Annotated in this window: 13 protein-coding genes; 2 read left to right on the top strand and 11 right to left on the bottom strand. The window is 73.3% G+C overall.

Features of this window, described 5'->3' with window-relative positions; translation table 11 throughout:
• Positions 1-29: 29 nt before the first annotated feature.
• From OO62_RS40435 to OO62_RS03795, 6 genes are all read right to left on the bottom strand, one after another.
• Positions 30-101 carry a hypothetical protein gene (locus OO62_RS40435; RefSeq protein ID WP_467027377.1) on the bottom strand — a complete coding sequence of 24 codons (72 nt, stop codon included), beginning with the start codon at positions 99-101 and terminating at the stop codon, positions 30-32.
• Positions 102-474: 373 nt separating this feature from the next.
• Positions 475-1,848 carry a PP2C family protein-serine/threonine phosphatase gene (locus OO62_RS03815; RefSeq protein WP_033265719.1) on the bottom strand — a complete coding sequence of 458 codons (1,374 nt, stop codon included), beginning with the start codon at positions 1,846-1,848 and terminating at the stop codon, positions 475-477.
• Position 1,849: 1 nt separating this feature from the next.
• Positions 1,850-4,432, bottom strand: coding sequence for a serine/threonine-protein kinase (locus OO62_RS03810; RefSeq protein WP_033265718.1), 2,583 nt, complete (start codon positions 4,430-4,432; stop codon positions 1,850-1,852).
• Positions 4,429-5,754 carry a hypothetical protein gene (locus OO62_RS03805; protein WP_051732627.1) on the bottom strand — a complete coding sequence of 442 codons (1,326 nt, stop codon included), beginning with the start codon at positions 5,752-5,754 and terminating at the stop codon, positions 4,429-4,431. Before OO62_RS03805 ends, OO62_RS03810 begins: the two co-directional genes overlap by 4 nt.
• Positions 5,755-5,939: 185 nt before the next feature.
• Positions 5,940-6,965, bottom strand: a complete 1,026-nt coding sequence (locus OO62_RS03800; protein ID WP_033265717.1) for a glutamate ABC transporter substrate-binding protein — start codon at positions 6,963-6,965, stop codon at positions 5,940-5,942.
• Positions 6,966-6,985: 20 nt separating this feature from the next.
• A complete protein-coding gene (locus OO62_RS03795; RefSeq protein ID WP_033265794.1) occupies positions 6,986-8,359 on the bottom strand; it encodes a hypothetical protein in 1,374 nt (457 codons plus the stop codon).
• Positions 8,360-8,668: 309 nt separating this feature from the next.
• Between OO62_RS03795 and OO62_RS03790 the strand changes: the two genes are divergently transcribed.
• Together OO62_RS03790 and OO62_RS03785 are read left to right on the top strand one after the other, a co-directional pair.
• Entirely contained in the window at positions 8,669-9,328 is a 660-nt protein-coding gene (locus OO62_RS03790) for a FadR/GntR family transcriptional regulator (RefSeq protein WP_228332450.1), read from the top strand.
• Between the two features lie 227 nt (positions 9,329-9,555).
• On the top strand, positions 9,556-9,882 hold the full coding sequence (locus tag OO62_RS03785) for a hypothetical protein (protein ID WP_033265715.1): 327 nt from the start codon (positions 9,556-9,558) through the stop codon (positions 9,880-9,882).
• Here OO62_RS03785 and OO62_RS03780 read toward each other — a convergent pair.
• Genes OO62_RS03780 through OO62_RS03760 form a run of 5 tightly spaced genes read right to left on the bottom strand, consistent with a single transcriptional unit; the run spans position 9,879 to position 15,436 of the window.
• On the bottom strand, positions 9,879-10,901 hold the full coding sequence (locus OO62_RS03780; protein WP_033265714.1) for an N-acetylglucosamine kinase: 1,023 nt from the start codon (positions 10,899-10,901) through the stop codon (positions 9,879-9,881). The two genes, OO62_RS03785 and OO62_RS03780, sit on opposite strands and share 4 nt — an antisense overlap.
• Positions 10,892-12,184 carry a 6-phospho-beta-glucosidase gene (locus tag OO62_RS03775; protein ID WP_051732624.1) on the bottom strand — a complete coding sequence of 431 codons (1,293 nt, stop codon included), beginning with the start codon at positions 12,182-12,184 and terminating at the stop codon, positions 10,892-10,894. Before OO62_RS03775 ends, OO62_RS03780 begins: the two co-directional genes overlap by 10 nt.
• A 6-nt stretch (positions 12,185-12,190) precedes the next feature.
• Positions 12,191-13,099, bottom strand: a complete 909-nt coding sequence (locus tag OO62_RS03770; protein WP_033265712.1) for a carbohydrate ABC transporter permease — start codon at positions 13,097-13,099, stop codon at positions 12,191-12,193.
• Between the two features lie 6 nt (positions 13,100-13,105).
• Positions 13,106-14,059 (bottom strand): carbohydrate ABC transporter permease, encoded by a 954-nt coding sequence (locus tag OO62_RS03765; RefSeq protein WP_033265711.1) that lies wholly within the window; start codon positions 14,057-14,059, stop codon positions 13,106-13,108.
• A 36-nt stretch (positions 14,060-14,095) separates the two neighbouring features.
• Positions 14,096-15,436 carry an ABC transporter substrate-binding protein gene (locus OO62_RS03760; RefSeq protein ID WP_033265710.1) on the bottom strand — a complete coding sequence of 447 codons (1,341 nt, stop codon included), beginning with the start codon at positions 15,434-15,436 and terminating at the stop codon, positions 14,096-14,098.
• Positions 15,437-15,459: the final 23 nt, after the last annotated feature.

Genomic DNA, 15,459 nt, shown 5'->3' with positions numbered 1-15,459 from the left:
AACGGTTGTCGCCGAGGGCGTTTCGAGAGTCACCCCGTCCGCCTGGCGACCGTCGCCTTCAGTCGCACAGTACCCGTCGCCGCATCGGCGACGTCCACCACCTTCGCAAGGAGTTTCGCAGCCTCCTCCCTCTCCGGGGCCCCGGCGAGGCGGGCCGTACGGCCCGATTTCGCGGGTGCACAGCCGACATCTCCGGACTTTCCGTTCTCACGCCCCTGTGGGGTGACGTGTACCGGTTCCGCTTTCCGCGTGCCGTGTGCCACCTGCGGATTGCCCGCCGGGGGAGCGGCGGCAGCGGCCGTCCGCACGGCCCGCCCGCACACCCGCGGGAGAGGCCGTCACGGGCCCCGCGGCGACGGGCCGCCCGGCGCGGGAATGATCAATCCCACACGGCCGGTCACGGTTCTCCCGCGACCGGCCCGTGCGCCGCGCGCCGGTGCGCCGGGCTCCGTCGGCCGGGCCGTGCCCCGCCGGTCAGGCCGTGGCCCCTGCCGCCGGCGCGGGGAACGGCACCAGCGCCACCGTGATGTTGTCGTGCCCACCGCCTTCGAGGGCGTGGGCCACCAGCGCCCGGGCGGCGTCCAGCGGCCGGACGGGAGCGTCGTACGGCAGCACCGCGGCCATCTGCTCCGCGGACTCGGCGTAGTTCCACAGCCCGTCCGTGCACACCACCACCAGGCCGGGCCCGTCCGGCTTGAACGACGCGGTGTGCGGCTCGACCTCGTACGCGTCGGCGCCGAGCCAGCCGGTGATGGCGTGCGCGCGCTCGTCGGCGTTCGCCTCGGCCTCGGACATCAGGTTGTTGGCGACCATCTGCGCGGCCCAGGAGTCGTCCTCGGTGAGCCGGACCGGCGGCGCCGTACGGTCGTTGGGGATCCAGTAGGCGCGGCTGTCACCGACCCAGCCGACGGTCAGCAGCCCGCCGCCGACCACCGCGCCCACGAACGTGCAGGCCGGGGCGTTCTGCTGGCGGTGCTCGTCGTGTGCCTGCGCGGGGTCGGCGGCCAGCGCGTCCACCGCGTCGGAGGCCGCCAGGACGGCCTCGTGCATGGCCTGTTGGGGGTGCGTCCCGCGCGGCAGCGAGGCCAGCAGCGCCTCGCCGGCGGCCTCCGACGCCGCCTGGGACGCCTCGTCGGGGCGGGTCGCCGAGGACACGCCGTCGCAGACGACGGCGACCACGACCGGGGCGCCGTCCGGCAGCGCGGCGGACCGCAGCGCGAAGAAGTCCTCGTTGCGGTGGTGGCGATGGCCGAGGTCGCTCACGGCCGCCAGGCCCGCCAGCTCGCGCTCCATGTGGTCGCGGGCGCGCGGCCGGGCGTGCCCGCACCGCTCGCAGCGGCCGTCCTCGTCCACCGCGCCGGAGCGGCAGAGGGGGCACAGTCGGGTGCCCCGGGCGGGGGTGCCGGCGGGCCGGGCCGCCGGCCGCGGCGCGCCGGAAGCGGCCTCGGCGGCGGCGTCGGCGACCACCTCGTATCCGGCCACCCGGGGATCGGCGGGCGGCGGACCGTCCGGCGTCGCGGAGCCGGCCGCGGCGGGGGCGCCGTCCGGCAGCGGCGCGTCGCCCTGACTCGCGTACGGCAGACGGGTCGTGGGGTCCGGGGGCGGCGGGCCGGCGGGTCCGGCAGCCGGGGCCGCTGCGGGCGGGGCGGGCGGCACCGGGGGAGCGGGCGGCACCGGGGGCAGCGGCGGCACCGGAGGGACGGCCGGCGCCCCCTGGCCCGCGGGCGCGCCGTACCCCGGCGGTGCGGCCGGTGTCAGGAGGTCGGCACCGCACCGGCCGCAGAACTTGTCCCCCGCGTCGAGCGGTCCACCGCACCCCGCACAACGGGACGGCCCAGTCACACCCATGTCACACCCACGTCCTGGGGCGGAAGCGGTTGGCCCGTTCCACCAGCTCGATCCTTCTCTCGCCACGCTGCGCCAGCCGCGCCAGCAGGCGGTACGACCGCTCCAGGCCGAACCGCAGACCGCGTTCGTCCAGCGGGCTGCCGAGCAGCGCCGGCCGTCCGTGCGCGGTTGTTTCACCGTCCGCCGCGGCACCGTGGCTACCGGAGAGTACCCAGTCCAGGGCGCTGCCCAGTACCTCGGTGGCGAGTTGTTCCCGCCACTCGGCGTCCAGGCCGAAGCCGGCGAGCGCCTCGACCTGCCGGGCGGCCGCCCGCAGATCCGCCAGCAGCGGATCGGACGGCGCGCGCTGCCGCAGCCGGGCGCGGACCGCCGCGCTCCGCGCCGCGGTGTAGTGGATGGACGACTCCGGTACGGACTCCAGCGCCTCGACCGCGCCCGTACGGTCGCCCGCCGCCAGCCGCACCCGGGCCAGCCCGAACGCGGCACTGACGTAGCCGCGGTCGGCCGCCCACACCAGGCGGTAGTACTCCACGGCGTTGTCCAACTGGCCCAGCAGCTCCGCGCAGATGCCCAGTGCCAGCTTCGGCGCCGGCTCGCCGGGGAAGGCGTCGTAGACCGCGTCGAAGGCCAGCGCGGCGCCCTCGCGGTCCCCGGTGGCGAGCGCGACCAGGCCGCGGTGCCACACCACCCGCCAGTCGGCGCCCCACTCGCCGGCGGTCCCGCCGCCCGCCACCGGGGTGGCCCACGGGTCGGCGGGCTCCGCCGCGATCGCCTCCGACACCGCCCGCGCCGCCGTGCCGTCGCCCGCCTCCAGATGGGCGCGCAGCTCCCGCAGCCGGACCTCCAGGGAGTCGGTGGGCGCCGAGCGCAGGGCGCCCAGCAGTTCGGCGGGGGCGGCGGTCAGCAGCCCGGCCAGCAGCCCGGCGTTCGGGTCGGCCGGATCGACCCGCGGCACCGGCAGTGCGAGGGCGGCACCGGCGACGTCCAGGGGACGCAGGACCGGAGCGCCGGGCTCCGCCCGCCGGGGCAAGGACGGTGCCGCGCCCCGCGCCCCGAGCAGCGAACTGTCGCCCTCCTGCGGGGCCAGCACCTCGGTGTCCACCGCGCGCAGTTCGGGCCCGAAGAGGGTGGACAGCGCCGGCCGGGGCTCGCCCGTCTGGAGCGCCACCACCTCCCGCAGCACCCCGGTCAGCTGCTCGGCCATCTCCTCCGCGGAGCCGAACCGGCGCGCCCGGTCCGGGTCCGTGGCGCGCACCAGCAGCCGGTAGAAGGACTCGTAGGTGCGGAAGACCTCGATGTTGTCCGGGTCGGGCAGGGAGTCCGCGAAGACGTTGGTGTAGCCCTGGAAGTCGAAGGTGAGGACGGCCAGGGTGCGCGCGACCGTGTACAGGTCGGAGGCGACCGAGGGGCCCAGTGCCGCGATCTCGGGCGCCTGATAGCCGATGGTGCCGTAGATCGGGCTGTCGTGGTCGTCCATCCTGCGCACCGCGCCCATGTCGATCAGCTTGAGCTGGTCGTGCTGCTGGATGGCGTTGTCGACCTTGAAGTCGCAGTACAGGAAGCCGCGGCCGTGCAGGTGGCCGAGCGCCTCCAGCGCCTCGATGCCGTAGGCGCACGCCTGCTCGACGGGCAGCGGATCGCGCCTCCCCTGGGGCGTGCGCCGGTCGTTGGCGAGGTCCTTGAGCGACCTGCCGCCGACGTACTCCATGACGATGTAGCCGTCGAGGCTGCCGGTGCCCCGGTCGAGGTGCTCGACGAAGTTGTAGATCCGCACGATGTTGGCGTGCTCGATCTCGGCGAGGAAGCGCCGCTCGGACATCGCCACCGCCAGCGCCTCCTCGTCGCCGGTGTCCAGCAGTCCCTTGAGGACCACCCACCGGTCGGAGACCGCGCGGTCGATCGCCAGATAGATCCAGCCGAGCCCGCCGTGCGCCAGGCAGCCCACGACCTCGTACTGGCCGTGCACCATCTCACCGGGGCGCAGCTTGGGCACGAAGCTGTACGGATGGCCGCACTTGGTGCAGAACCCTTCCGTGCTGCCGAAGTGCTCCCCGCGCGACCGGCCCACCGGGGCGCCGCAGTCGGCGCGGCTGCAGAACCGCTTGCGCTCGGGGACCTCGGGGTGCTCCAGCACCGCCGTCCGCGGATCGGGCCGCGGCACCTGGGGCACCGTCACCAGGCCCGCGCCCAGCCGTCCGCGTGCCGACCCGGAGGACGCGCCGCTGCTCGCGCCGCGCACCGACACCGCCGCCCGGCCGCCCGCCGAACCGCCGTCCGACGGGGAGCGCGACAGCCGGCCGGAGACCGAGCGCCGGGACGACGCCGAGCGCCGGGACGCCGGGGTGGAGCCGGAACCGGGGCCGGGGGAGGGGACCGTCAGCAGTGCACCGGCCGCGTCCCGGCCCGCCGGTGCGTGCCCCGAAGCACGGCCCGTCAGGTCCGTGGGCAGCGAGGACAGCAGGCCGCCCGGCGAGACGACCGGTGCCAGCCCGCACAGGTCGCAGTACAGCTCGCCGCCGCCGACGTCCTCGTACCCGCCCGCGCAGCCGCGCCGCTGGCAGCTCCCCTCCGTCCGCTCCGTCACGACTCCCCCTTGCCCTCCACCTGCTGCGGAGCCAGCGCCTCCGCTGCCGCCTGCTGATAGCGCCACACCGCGTGCTCGGCCGCCCGGAGGTCGCACGGCGCGCTCCACAGCATCCGGCGGGCGATGTCGTACCGCTCCACCAGCAGCGGATCCGCCGCCAGGCCGTGCCGCGCCAGCTTCGCGCGGTACGCGTCCAGCCGGCCGCGCAGCTCGGCGCGCACCGCCAGCGGCGCGGTGACCGCGGTCAACGACTCGCGGGCGCGGTGGAGTTCGTCCTCGGCCCGCTCCTCCAGGCTGTCCAGCAGCGGGGAGAGCCGGTGCCACAGCGACCGCCTGCGGTACTCCGCGGCCGCGGCCAGCTGCTCGTGCAGGGCCGTGGGCGGACCGCTGACGGCCGGCACCTCCGACGCCGCGATCTTCGCCAGCACCTCACCGCGTGCCTGCCGCGCCTCGGTCAGCGTCCGGTCGGCCCGCGAGAGCACGTCGCGCAGCTGCATCAGCCGGTGCTCCGCGTCCTGCCGGACGTCCAGCACCGCCGCCACCTCCCGCCGGATGTCCTCCAGCGCCCGCGCCGCGCGGTCGTAGCGGCCGGTGTCCGGGCGCCCCCCGCCCGGCGCCGAACTCCCCGTCGACGACGACACCCAGAACGCCAGCGGATCGGCGATCACCTGGGCGCGCAGCCGCGCCAGCTCGTCCGTGATCCGCTCCAGGTCGTCGCCCGCCGGATGCTCGCCCGGCCGCACCCCCACCGAGTGCGCCAGCGAGCGGGTGCGCTGCAGCTCGGCGGAGAGCAGGTCTATCCGGGCAGGGAGCGCCGACCAGACCGCGTCGGCGGCCACGATCACGTCCAGCGACCGTGCGTAGAGCCCGTTCATCCGGTCGACGAGCTCCTCCAGGCTGTACCGCTCGCCGCGGACGGCCGGCCCGCTCTCCCGGCCGGTCTCCCCGTCGGCCGCCCCGGGGACCGTCACCCCGTCGTCCCGCAGCAGCCCCGTCAGCTCCGCCAGGTCCTCCGGGGACGGCCAGCGCCGCCGCGCCCGCACCTCGCGCGCCGCCTCCAGCGTCGCCGTGTACGCGTCGAACAGCGACCACAGGACCGTGATGGACCGCTCGGTGGCGGCCCAGCGCTCCTTGGTGGTGCCCGACAGATCGGCGCCCTCCAGCAGCCGGCGGCCGGCGTGGTCCTGCAGTGCCAGCAAGGAGGTCTCGATCGCCTCGTACTCGGCGCCGAGCCGGGCCAGGGCGCGGTCCACCTCCTCCCGGTCCAGCACCGGGGCATCGGGCATCCCCGGAGAACCGGGGACGGGTCCAGGGACCCCCATCGATCACCTCTCCAATACGCGTACGGTGCACGGCGATTGCTGTGACCGGGTGGCTGCTGCGGTTCCGGCTCCTTGCGCTTCCTCCTTCTCTTCCATAGTGAACGTCATCGGGCCGCTCCATGCGGCGATCAGCGACCTACACCGCTCCTTGGGGCGGTTCGCGCCCCGCACGCCCCCCCTGGTGGTCAGTCGCTGTACTCCGGCGACGGCGGCCCGGATATCCCCGGCATATCGGCCCGCAGCCAGGTGCGGTACGCCCGCATCCAGGGGCTGTCGGGGCTGCCGTCGCCCCGGTAGTCGTCCAGCACCTTGTTGACCCGCCGCACCAGGTCCGTGTCGTCCCTGTTCATCGCCACGCCGTACGACTCGTCGGTGAACGGCTTGCCCTTCAGCTCCACCGTGGGGTCCTGCGCGGCCTGCGCCGCGGCCAGCGCGTTGTCCGTCACCACCGCGTCCGCCTGGCCGAGCTGGAGCCGCACCAGGCAGTCGAGTTGGTTGGGCACCGTCAGCACCTTGGCGCCGTGCCGCTGCGCCGCCAGCTCCGACTCACCCGTCGAACCCGCGGCCGTGCACACCCGCTTGCCGCGCAGCGAACCGTCGAACGCCTTGACCGTGGACGTCTTCGGGGCCAGCACCTGCTGCCCCGCCTGGAAGTACGAGGTCGAGAACGCCACCTTCTGCTTGCGCGCGCAGTTGATCGTCATCGTGCGCACCACCATGTCGACCGCGCGCTTCTGCAGCGCCGGTATCCGCTGGTTGGTCGGCACCGCCTTGAAGACGACCTTGGCGTCCGGGCCCAGGATGTCGGCGGCGACGGCCCGGGCCAGATCGATGTCGAAGCCCTCCAGCTTGCCGGTGGCCGGATTGCGGTACCCCCACCGGTAGGTGTTCTGGTCGACGCCCACGACCAGCTGGCCCTTCTCCTTGATCCGGTCCACCGCCGGGCCGCCGTCGGACGACGGCCGCAGGCTCGCGGCGGCGTGGTCCGCGGTGCAGGCCGCGGCGGCCGGCGCCGCCGGTGCCGAACCCGGCCCGTACGCGTGGTGCGTGGCCGACGGGGACGACGCGCCACCGCCGGGCTTGTCGTGCCCTTCGGCGCTGCCCAGCGCCGGCACCAGTACCGCCGCCGCGGCCGCCATCACACACATCCCGGCCGCGACCGGTGCCAGGACGGCACGCAGATTCCGCAGCCCTCGCGCGCGCCCGTTCATGTCCCCCTCACCCGTCCTCCTCACCGGTACTCCGCCAGCCTGCGCCCGATCCCCAGGATCGCGCCCAGCGCGCCCAGCGCGGCCAGCACCCCGGTGCCGACCGGCAGCCCGCCGAGCGCCCCGCGCCCCTTGTCCGCCGCCGACCGGAACTCCCCCTGTTCGTGCACCAGCGCCTTCTGCAGCCCGGCCGCCACCCGGTCGAACGACTCACCGGTGGAGCCGTCCGCGCCGATGACCTTCGCCAACGCCCGCTCGTAGTCGCCCTTTTCGTCCGACGCCCGCGCCTGGGCATGCCGGGCCTGCCACTGCCGTACCTGCGTCAGCGCCTCGCGCACCGGGTCCCGCCCCGCCTCGTCGTCCGCCAGCGCCAGCGCCCTGCCCAGTCTGCTTCCCGCCGCCGCGGCACCATGATCACCCGTACCGGCCAGGTCCTTCATCCCCGAACGGAAACCGGCCTCGTAGAAATCCTGCTGGTCGCCCGTGAGCACCGCACCGCGCGCCACCAGGGTCAGATTCTCGTCGCCGCGCACCTGGAGCGCGTCGATCCGCGCCTCGTTGAGCACCCGCAGCGACCGGGCGCCGTGCTCGTACGAGGCGGTCAGCTCCGCGCGCGCCACCACATGCCCTGCCACCAGCCACAGCAGCACCGCGACGGAAGTGGTCGTCGCGGCCACCAGCCCGCGGTTGAACACGCGGTTCGTCCGCCGGTAGTGGCGCCGCTGCGCCCAGCCCAGCGCGCCGACCGCCGCCGCGCCGGTGGCCACCGCGGCCCACGGCCGGGCCTCGGCGTCGGCGTAGTCCGCCGCCAGTCGCTGCGTCTCCGCGTCGTACAACGCCCGGGCGGCCGGCAGGAGTTCCGTCCGCATCCGCTCGTTGGCGTACCGCAGGTAGGCGCCGCCCAGCGGCAGCCCCTGGCGGTTGTTCGCGCGGGCCGTCTCCACCAGTCCCGTGTAGCGCGGCAGCTGCCGGTTGAGCCGGGCGATCTGCTCGCCCGCGTCGTCCGAACCGCCGCTGCTGCGCGACGCCTTGGCCAGCAGCTCCGCCGCGGTCGCGATGTCGCGGTCGTAGCGGTCACGGGTCGCCGCGCTGCCCTCCACGCCCGCGAGGAAGCCCCCGGCGGCCGTGGTGTCGGCGTCCGCCAGCGAGCGGTAGATGCTCGCCGCGTCCGCCGTCAGCGGCTGACTGTGCTCCACCACGTCGTCCGCGGCCGCCGCCCGGTCCGTGACCTGCCAGGCCGTGACGGCGCCGAACAGCACCACCAGCAGCGCGAGGACGGCGCCTATCACCCGCAGCCGGCCCGGCTCGGTCGTCGCCGCGGCGCGCAGCTCGTCCAGCCCTTCGGCCCAGGCCGGCCGGCGCGCCGGGGCGGGCGGCGCCACGCTGCTGGTCGACACGGACGACACGGAACCTCCCCCTGGTCGCTGACTGCGGGTCCGGCCCACGCCCGGCGCCCGAGAGCGCTCACGACAAGGACCGGTGCATGGGCAGCAGTATGTCCGCAGCCACTGACAACCACACGGCTCTTGGCCCGATCTTGTTCGGATCGCGATCCGCGCGGGCCGCGCCGCGGCCGGCCCGCCGCGGCGCCCCGGCCGCGCATTACAGTGACCGCAGAGTCATCAGACATCAGGTGACACGGATGACGAGGTGAGCGAAGGGAGCGTGGCCCCGTGCGGTCGGTCGGCAAGGGCAGGGTGTCGCTCGTGGAGACCGCGACGGACGAGATCCGCGCCCAGATCGTGAACGGGACCTGGCCGGTGGGCAGCCGGATCCCGCCCGAGAACGCGCTCTCCGAAAGCCTCGGGGTCAGCCGGGCTTCGGTACGCGAGGCGGTCCGCTCCCTGGTCCACTCCGGGCTCCTCGAACCCCGGCAGGGCGACGGCACCTTCGTGATCTCCGACGACGACAGCGCGGCCGCGCTCCGCCGGCGCCTGGAACGCGCCGAACTCAGCCATGTCACCCAGGTCCGCCAGGGCCTCGACGTGGTCGCCGCCCGGCAGGCGGCCAAGCACCGTACGGACGCCCAGCTCGCCGGCATCGAAGCGGCGCTGGCCCGCCGCAACGCCGCGCTCGCCGCACACGACGCGGATGCCTTCACCGCCGCCGACGCCGCGTTCCACGTGCTGGTCGCCGAGGCCGGCGCGAACCCCGTGCTCGCCGACATCTACCGCTCCCTCAGCGCGGCTCTGCGCGAGGAACTCCGCCGCGCCGCCTGCCTGGACACCGCCACCGCGGCCGCCACCGATCCGCACTCCCGCCTCACCGACGCCATCCGGGACCGGGATCCCCAGGCCGCCGTCGACGCCGCCGTCCTCCTTCTCGCCGGCCACGTACGCGACCTCGCCCTGCCGCACGACGACTGAGCCCGGCCGGCTTGGTCCGGCCTGCGGGCGCCGGCCGGCCTCGTCCTGCCGCGCGGTGGCCGGGCCCGGCGGTCAGCAGGGGGCGCGCTCGACGTGCCGAGCGCCCTCCCCGTCATCCCGCGCGCCGCTGACGACGGCACCCCTCTCCGACTACTCTCAGTGACGAAGTCGAGTACGACACACGACGGGCGCGGGCCCCGCCCGCGCCCGACGAATCGGAGAACACCATGCGCCGCAGGCAGAAAACCCTCGCCCCTCTCAACCCCCGAAACGGCCTTCCCACCTCGCCGGAGCCCCCGGCCAGCGGATTCCTGACCATCGGCGGCACCACGTACGTCGACCCGGCCGGCAGCTATCCGCTCGACCACCGCATCGACGGCTCCGCCACCCTGATCATCAACGACACCGACCAACCCGTCGCGATCGTCACGGAACGCCACCGGGACCATCCCCCCACCGCGCCCCCGTCCCCCGCCGACCACCCCCCGTCCCTCCTCCTGGCCCCGGGCGAACGCATCGAGACACGGCGGGGGGACAGCGTGCGGATCGGCTAGGGCACGTCCCGCGGTTCGGGGCCGGATGGGCCCTGCTCCCAGGCTCCTCTCAGCCGGGCGTAGGCCGCTTCGTCCGCTGCTCCTCGGTCCAGGGTGTCCAGGGCCGCGCCCAGGACCGGCGGGGCGGTCACCACGTGCGGTACGGCTTTGGGAGCGTGTTCGGACAGCAGGCGGAGTACGCGGTCGTGGAGGAGGGGGTGACGGGCGGCGAGGACGCTGCCGCCGAGGATCACGGGAGTGGGCTCGGTGAGGAGATCGAGGCGGCGCAGGGCGACGGTCGCCATCAGGGCGATCTCCTCGGCCTGGCGGGCGACGACGGCGCGGGCGACCGGGTCGCCGGAGTCCGCCACGGCGAAGAGCAGCGGCGCCAGTTCATGGCGGCGGCGTTCGGGAATGGCGTGCAGATGGAGCGCCTCGATCAGTTCCAGCATCGTCGACAGACCGAAGTGGGCCGGGACGGCGCGGGCCAGTTCGGTGGCCTCGCCGCGGCCGTCCTCGGCGCGGGCCGCGAACCACAGCGCCTCGTCGGCGAGGAAGGAGCCACCGCCCCAGTCGCCGGAGATCCGGCCGATTGAGGGGAAGCGGGCGGTGGCGCCGTCATGGCCCACACCGGCGCAGTTGATGCCGGCGCCGCACACCACGGCGACGCCGACCGGCTCGCCGCCGTCCGGCAGCCCGGCCCGCAGCAGCGCGAAGGTGTCGTTGCGGACGCCGACCGAGCGGGCCCAGCCGCGGCCGGTGATCTCCGCGGTGAGGACGGTCTCCTCGGCGGAGAGGTCGACGTTGGCGAGGAAGGCGGAGAGGCGGTCGACGGGGCCGGCGCCGCCCAGGCCGGCCCGGTCGAGGGCGGCTTCCACCAGGGGGGCCAGGACGTCGACCGCGCGGGCGGCGCCCACCAGCGGCGGCTGGAAGCCCCCGCCCCGCGCCGTCCCGAGGACGCTGCCGTCCGCGCCCACCAGGGCCACGTCGGTCTTGCTGTTGCCCGCGTCGATGGCGAGCGCCGTGCCGGTCAGGCCCACGTGAGGTGCTCCCGGTTGTGCGCGATCAGCTCGTCCGTGAGCCGGTCGGCGTAGTCGATCTGGCCGATGAGCGGGTGGGAGAGCAGGGCGGAGAAGACCCGCTCCCGGCCGCCCCGCAACGCCGCCTCCAGGGCCAGGTGTTCATAGGCGGTGACGTTGGCGATCAGTCCGGCGTACAGGGGCTCCAGGGGGCGTACGGGCAGGGGGGCGGGGCCGGCGGCGTCCACCGCCGCGGGGACCTCGATCACCGCGTCGTCGGGGAGGAAGGGGAGGGTGCCGTTGTTGAGGGTGTTGACGATCTGAACGTCGCCGGTGTCGCCCAGCAGGGAGGAGGTGAGTGCCACGGCCGCCTCGGAGTAGAAGGCGCCGCCGCGCCGGGAGAGCAGCTCCGGCTTCTCGTCGAGCGCGGGGTCGCCGTACAGGCTCAGGAGTTGCCGCTCGATGGCGGCGACCTCCGCCGCACGGGAGGGCTTGCTGCGCAACTCCTCGACGACGGCGTCGTGTTGGTAGTAGTAGCGCAGGTAGTAGGAGGGGACGGTACCGAGGTGGTCGAGGAGGGTGCGCGGCAGACGCAGGTCGCCGGCGATCGTCTCGCCGTGTTCGGCGAGCAGCTTGGGCAGGATGTCCTCGCCGGCGACGCGTACGGACCGCTCCCAGGTCAGGTGGTTGAGGCCGATGTGCTCCAGCTCGACCTGGTCGGGGGCGACGCCCAGCAGCTTGGCGAATTTGCGCTGGAAGCCGATCGCCACATTGCACAGGCCGACGGCCCGGTGCCCGTGGGTGAGCAGGGCGCGGGTGACGATGCCGACGGGGTTGGTGAAGTCGACGATCCAGGCGTCGGGGTTCCGGCGGCGGACGCGTTCGGCGATGTCCAGGACGACGGGGACGGTGCGCAGCGCCTTGGCGAGGCCGCCCGCGCCGGTGGTCTCCTGGCCGACGCAGCCGCACTCCAGCGGCCAGGTCTCGTCCTGGTTGCGGGCGGCCTGGCCGCCGATGCGCAGTTGCAGCAACACGGCGTCGGCGCCGTCGATACCGGCGTCGAGGTCGTCGGTCCAGGAGATCCTTCCCGGGTGGCCCTGCCTGGCGAAGATCCGTCGGGCCAGCCCGCCCACCATCTCCAGCCGGTCCAGGGCCGGGTCGATCAGGACCAGTTCCTCCAGCGGCAGGACGTCGCGCAGGCGCGCGAAGCCGTCGATGAGCTCGGGGGTGTAGGTCGAGCCGCCGCCGACCACGGCGAGTTTGACGCGGCGGTGCGGGAGGCGTCCTGCAGAAGACGGCAGCATGCGCGATCAGCCCTTTACTCCGGTGAGGGTGACGCCTTCGACGAAGGCTTTCTGAGCGAGGAAGAAAACGATGATGACCGGCGCCATGACCAGCAGCGTCGCCGCCATGGTGAGGTTCCAGTTGACGCTGTGCGCGCTCTTGAAGGACTCCAGCCCGTAGGAGAGCGTCCAGGAGGCGGGGTTCTGGGCCGCGTAGATCTGCGGGCCGAAGTAGTCGTTCCAGCAGTAGAAGAACTGGAACAGGGCGATGGCGGCGATGCCCGGTCTGGCCATCGGCACGACGATCCTCAGCAGGGTGCGCAGCTCCCCGCAGCCGTCGACCTTCGCCGACTCCAGGTACTCCTGGGGGATCGTCAGCAGGAACTGCCGCAGCAGGAAGATGGAGTAGGCGTCGCCGAACGCCATCGGGATGATCAGCGGCCACAGCGAGCCCGCCAGGTGCAGTTGCTGGGCCCAGACCAGATACATCGGGATCACGATCACCTGCGGCGGCAGCATCATGGTCGAGATGACCAGGATCATCGCGGTGCGGCGGCCCCGGAAGCGGAACTTGGCGAGGGCGTAGGCGACGGGGACGGCCGAGCAGACGGTGAGGAGGGTGCCCAGCCCGGCGTACAGCAGCGAGTTCTTCCACCAGTCCAGGAAGCCGGGTGTCCGGAAGACGGTGAGGTAGTTCGACCAGTGCCACTCGTGCGGCCACAGTTCGCCGCTCATCGCCTGGTTGTCGCTCATCACGGACGTCAGGAAGACGAAGACGAACGGCAGCAGGAAGAAGAGCGCGGCGGCCACGGCGACGGTGTGGACGGCGATCCAGTGCAGCAGACGGGAGCGGCGGGCGCGGGCGCGGGCGGCCGGGTCGCCGGTGGCGCCGGTACGGGCCGGGGCGGGGCGTGTGGTGAGCGTCGTGGTGGTCATCCCGGATCAGTCCTCCGCCGCGAGCAGGCCGGCGCGCTTGCGCATCAGCAGGGTGGTGACGGCCATGGCCAGGGCGAAGAGCACGAGGGAGAGCACGCACGCCGCGCCGGTGTTGAAGTTCTGGAAGCCCAGCGAGTAGACGAGCTGGGGGACGGTGAGGGTCGCGTGGTCCGGGTAGCCGGGCTGGATCACCGTGCCCGGGCCGATGGAGACACCGGAGGCGAGTTTCCCGGCGACCAGCGCCTGGGTGTAGTACTGCATGGTCTGGACAACACCGGTGACCACCGCGAACATCACGATCGGGGTGATGGACGGCCAGGTGACGTAGCGGAACTTCCCCCAGGCGCCGGCCCCGTCCAGCTCGGCGGCCTCGTACTGCTCCTTGGGGACGTCCAGCAGCGACGCCATGAAGATCACCATCAGGTCGCCGATGCCCCACAGCGACAGCATCACCAGCGAGGGCTTGGCCCAGTCGGGGTCGTTGAACCACGAGGGGGCGGGGATGCCGACCGCCCCGAGGATCTCGTTGACCGGGCCGGTACCGGGGTTGAGCAGGAAGACGAAGGCGACGGTGGCGGCCACCGGGGGTGCGAGATACGGCACGTAGAAGGCCGTGCGGAAGAATCCCGCGCCAGATTTGATCTTGGTGACGAGCATGCCGATGCCCAGGCCGAAGACCACCCGCAGCGCCACCATCACCACGACCAGCCACAGCGTGTTCCACAGCGCGGGGCCGAACAGCGGCATCTGCGTCAGGACGTACCTCCAGTTCCGCAGGCCCACGAATGCGGGCGGCCGGATCTGGTTGTAGTGCATGAAGGAGAAGTAGACGGTGGCGATCAGCGGATAGCCGAAGAAGACCGAGAAGCCGATGAGCCAGGGGGAGAGGAACCCGAGGGTGCGCAGCCGCGCGCGGGTGCGCTTGCGCCGCAGCGCCGGCGCGGGGGTGGTGGTTGCCATGGGGTGCTCCGTCAGCTCTCGGAGGTCATCGGCGGGTCAGTTCTCGGACTGGAGGTTGTCGGCGTCGATCTGCGCGTCGAGCCCGCGCAGGCCCTTGGCGAGGTCGGGGACCTTGCCGGCCTCCACGGCATAGGAGAAGTCCTGCAGCGCGGTGACGTACTGCCCGCCGTTGGTGGACGGCGGCAGCGCGACGCTGTGCGCGTTCTGTGCGATGTCGAGGAAGGTGCGGAAGGTCGGATCGGCGTCCAGCTTCGGCGATTTCAGTGCCGCCTTGGTGGACGGCACGTTGTGGATGGCATTGGCGAACCGCACCACCTGATCGGTGTTCGTGGTCAGGTAGCGCACCAGTTCCCAGGCTGCGTTCTGGTGGCGGCTGCTGTGGGCGATGCCCAATACCGTGCCGGTCAGATAGCCCCGGCCGTAGGTGTCGGCCCGATCGTCCGGCACCGGCATCGGAGCGGTGTCCCAGTGGAACGGCGCCTTGGCGTCCTTGAGCATCAGGCCGCGCCATTCACCGTCCATGTGCATGGCCAGCTTCTGGGTCAGGAAGGCGTTCTGCGAGGACATCTCGTCGCCGAAGGTGGTCCGGAACTTCTCCAGCGCGCCGTAGCCGCCCTGTGCGTCGACGAGTGCGCGGGCGGTGGCGAAGAACTGCTTGCTCGCCGGGTCCTCGGCGAGCCGTGCCTTGCCGTGCGCGTCGAAGTACCGCGGCCCCCACTGGGCGAACATCCGGTCCGGACTGTTCTGGTAGAGGCGGAAGTCGGGCATGAAACCCACCCGCCGGTACGTGCCGTCCTCGGTGCGTTCGGTGAGTTTGACGGCGTCCCGTTTCAGCTCGGACATGGTGTGCGGCGGACGGGTGATGCCCGCCTTCTTGAAGGCGTCCTTGTTGTAGTACAGGCCGTAGGAGTCCGCGAGCAGCGGCAGCGCACACTGCCGACCCCGGTAACTCGTGTAATCCAGCAGGGTTTTGGGGAAGACACGCTTCTTGTCCACCCCGGTCTTCTTCAGGAAGGGGTCGAGGTCCGCCCACATCCCCGACGAGCAGTACTGCCCCACATTGTTGGTGGTGAACGACGACACCACGTCGGGCGCGTCACTCCCGCCGGCCCGCAGCGCCTGGTTCATCGTCTCGTCGGTGACGTTGGGGACCACCTTCACCGTGATGTTGCGGTGCCGTTTCTCGAAACGGGCGACGCTGTCGTTGAGGGCCTTCACCTCGCCCGGCGTCGACCAGCCGTGCCAGAAGGTGAGGGTGACCGGTGCGGTCGGATCGTCGCGGTCGCTGCCCACGCCGGGATTGGCACAGCCCGATACGAGCAGCCCGGCGCCGGCCAGCGCGGCCCAAAGCCGGTGGCGCAGACGCGAAATCGGCATGGCGGACTTCCTTTACGGCAGGG

This window comes from Streptomyces lydicus, assembly GCF_000717345.1.
GTDB classification, from domain to species: domain Bacteria; phylum Actinomycetota; class Actinomycetes; order Streptomycetales; family Streptomycetaceae; genus Streptomyces; species Streptomyces lydicus.
The sequence above is the reverse complement of the archived record's forward strand: the minus strand, read 5'-3'. Positions and strand labels throughout refer to the sequence as shown.

Excerpts from the sequence above, each read along its gene's own strand:
- OO62_RS03815 (WP_033265719.1), bottom strand. The coding sequence starts at position 1,848 with ATGGGTGTGACTGGGCCGTCCCGTTGTGCGGGGTGCGGTGGACCGCTC.
- OO62_RS03805 (WP_051732627.1), bottom strand. The coding sequence starts at position 5,754 with ATGGGGGTCCCTGGACCCGTCCCCGGTTCTCCGGGGATGCCCGATGCC.
- OO62_RS03800 (WP_033265717.1), bottom strand. The coding sequence starts at position 6,965 with ATGAACGGGCGCGCGCGAGGGCTGCGGAATCTGCGTGCCGTCCTGGCA.
- OO62_RS03785 (WP_033265715.1), top strand. The coding sequence starts at position 9,556 with ATGCGCCGCAGGCAGAAAACCCTCGCCCCTCTCAACCCCCGAAACGGC.
- OO62_RS03775 (WP_051732624.1), bottom strand. The coding sequence starts at position 12,184 with ATGCTGCCGTCTTCTGCAGGACGCCTCCCGCACCGCCGCGTCAAACTC.
- OO62_RS03770 (WP_033265712.1), bottom strand. The coding sequence starts at position 13,099 with ATGACCACCACGACGCTCACCACACGCCCCGCCCCGGCCCGTACCGGC.
- OO62_RS03765 (WP_033265711.1), bottom strand. The coding sequence starts at position 14,059 with ATGGCAACCACCACCCCCGCGCCGGCGCTGCGGCGCAAGCGCACCCGC.
- OO62_RS03760 (WP_033265710.1), bottom strand. The coding sequence starts at position 15,436 with ATGCCGATTTCGCGTCTGCGCCACCGGCTTTGGGCCGCGCTGGCCGGC.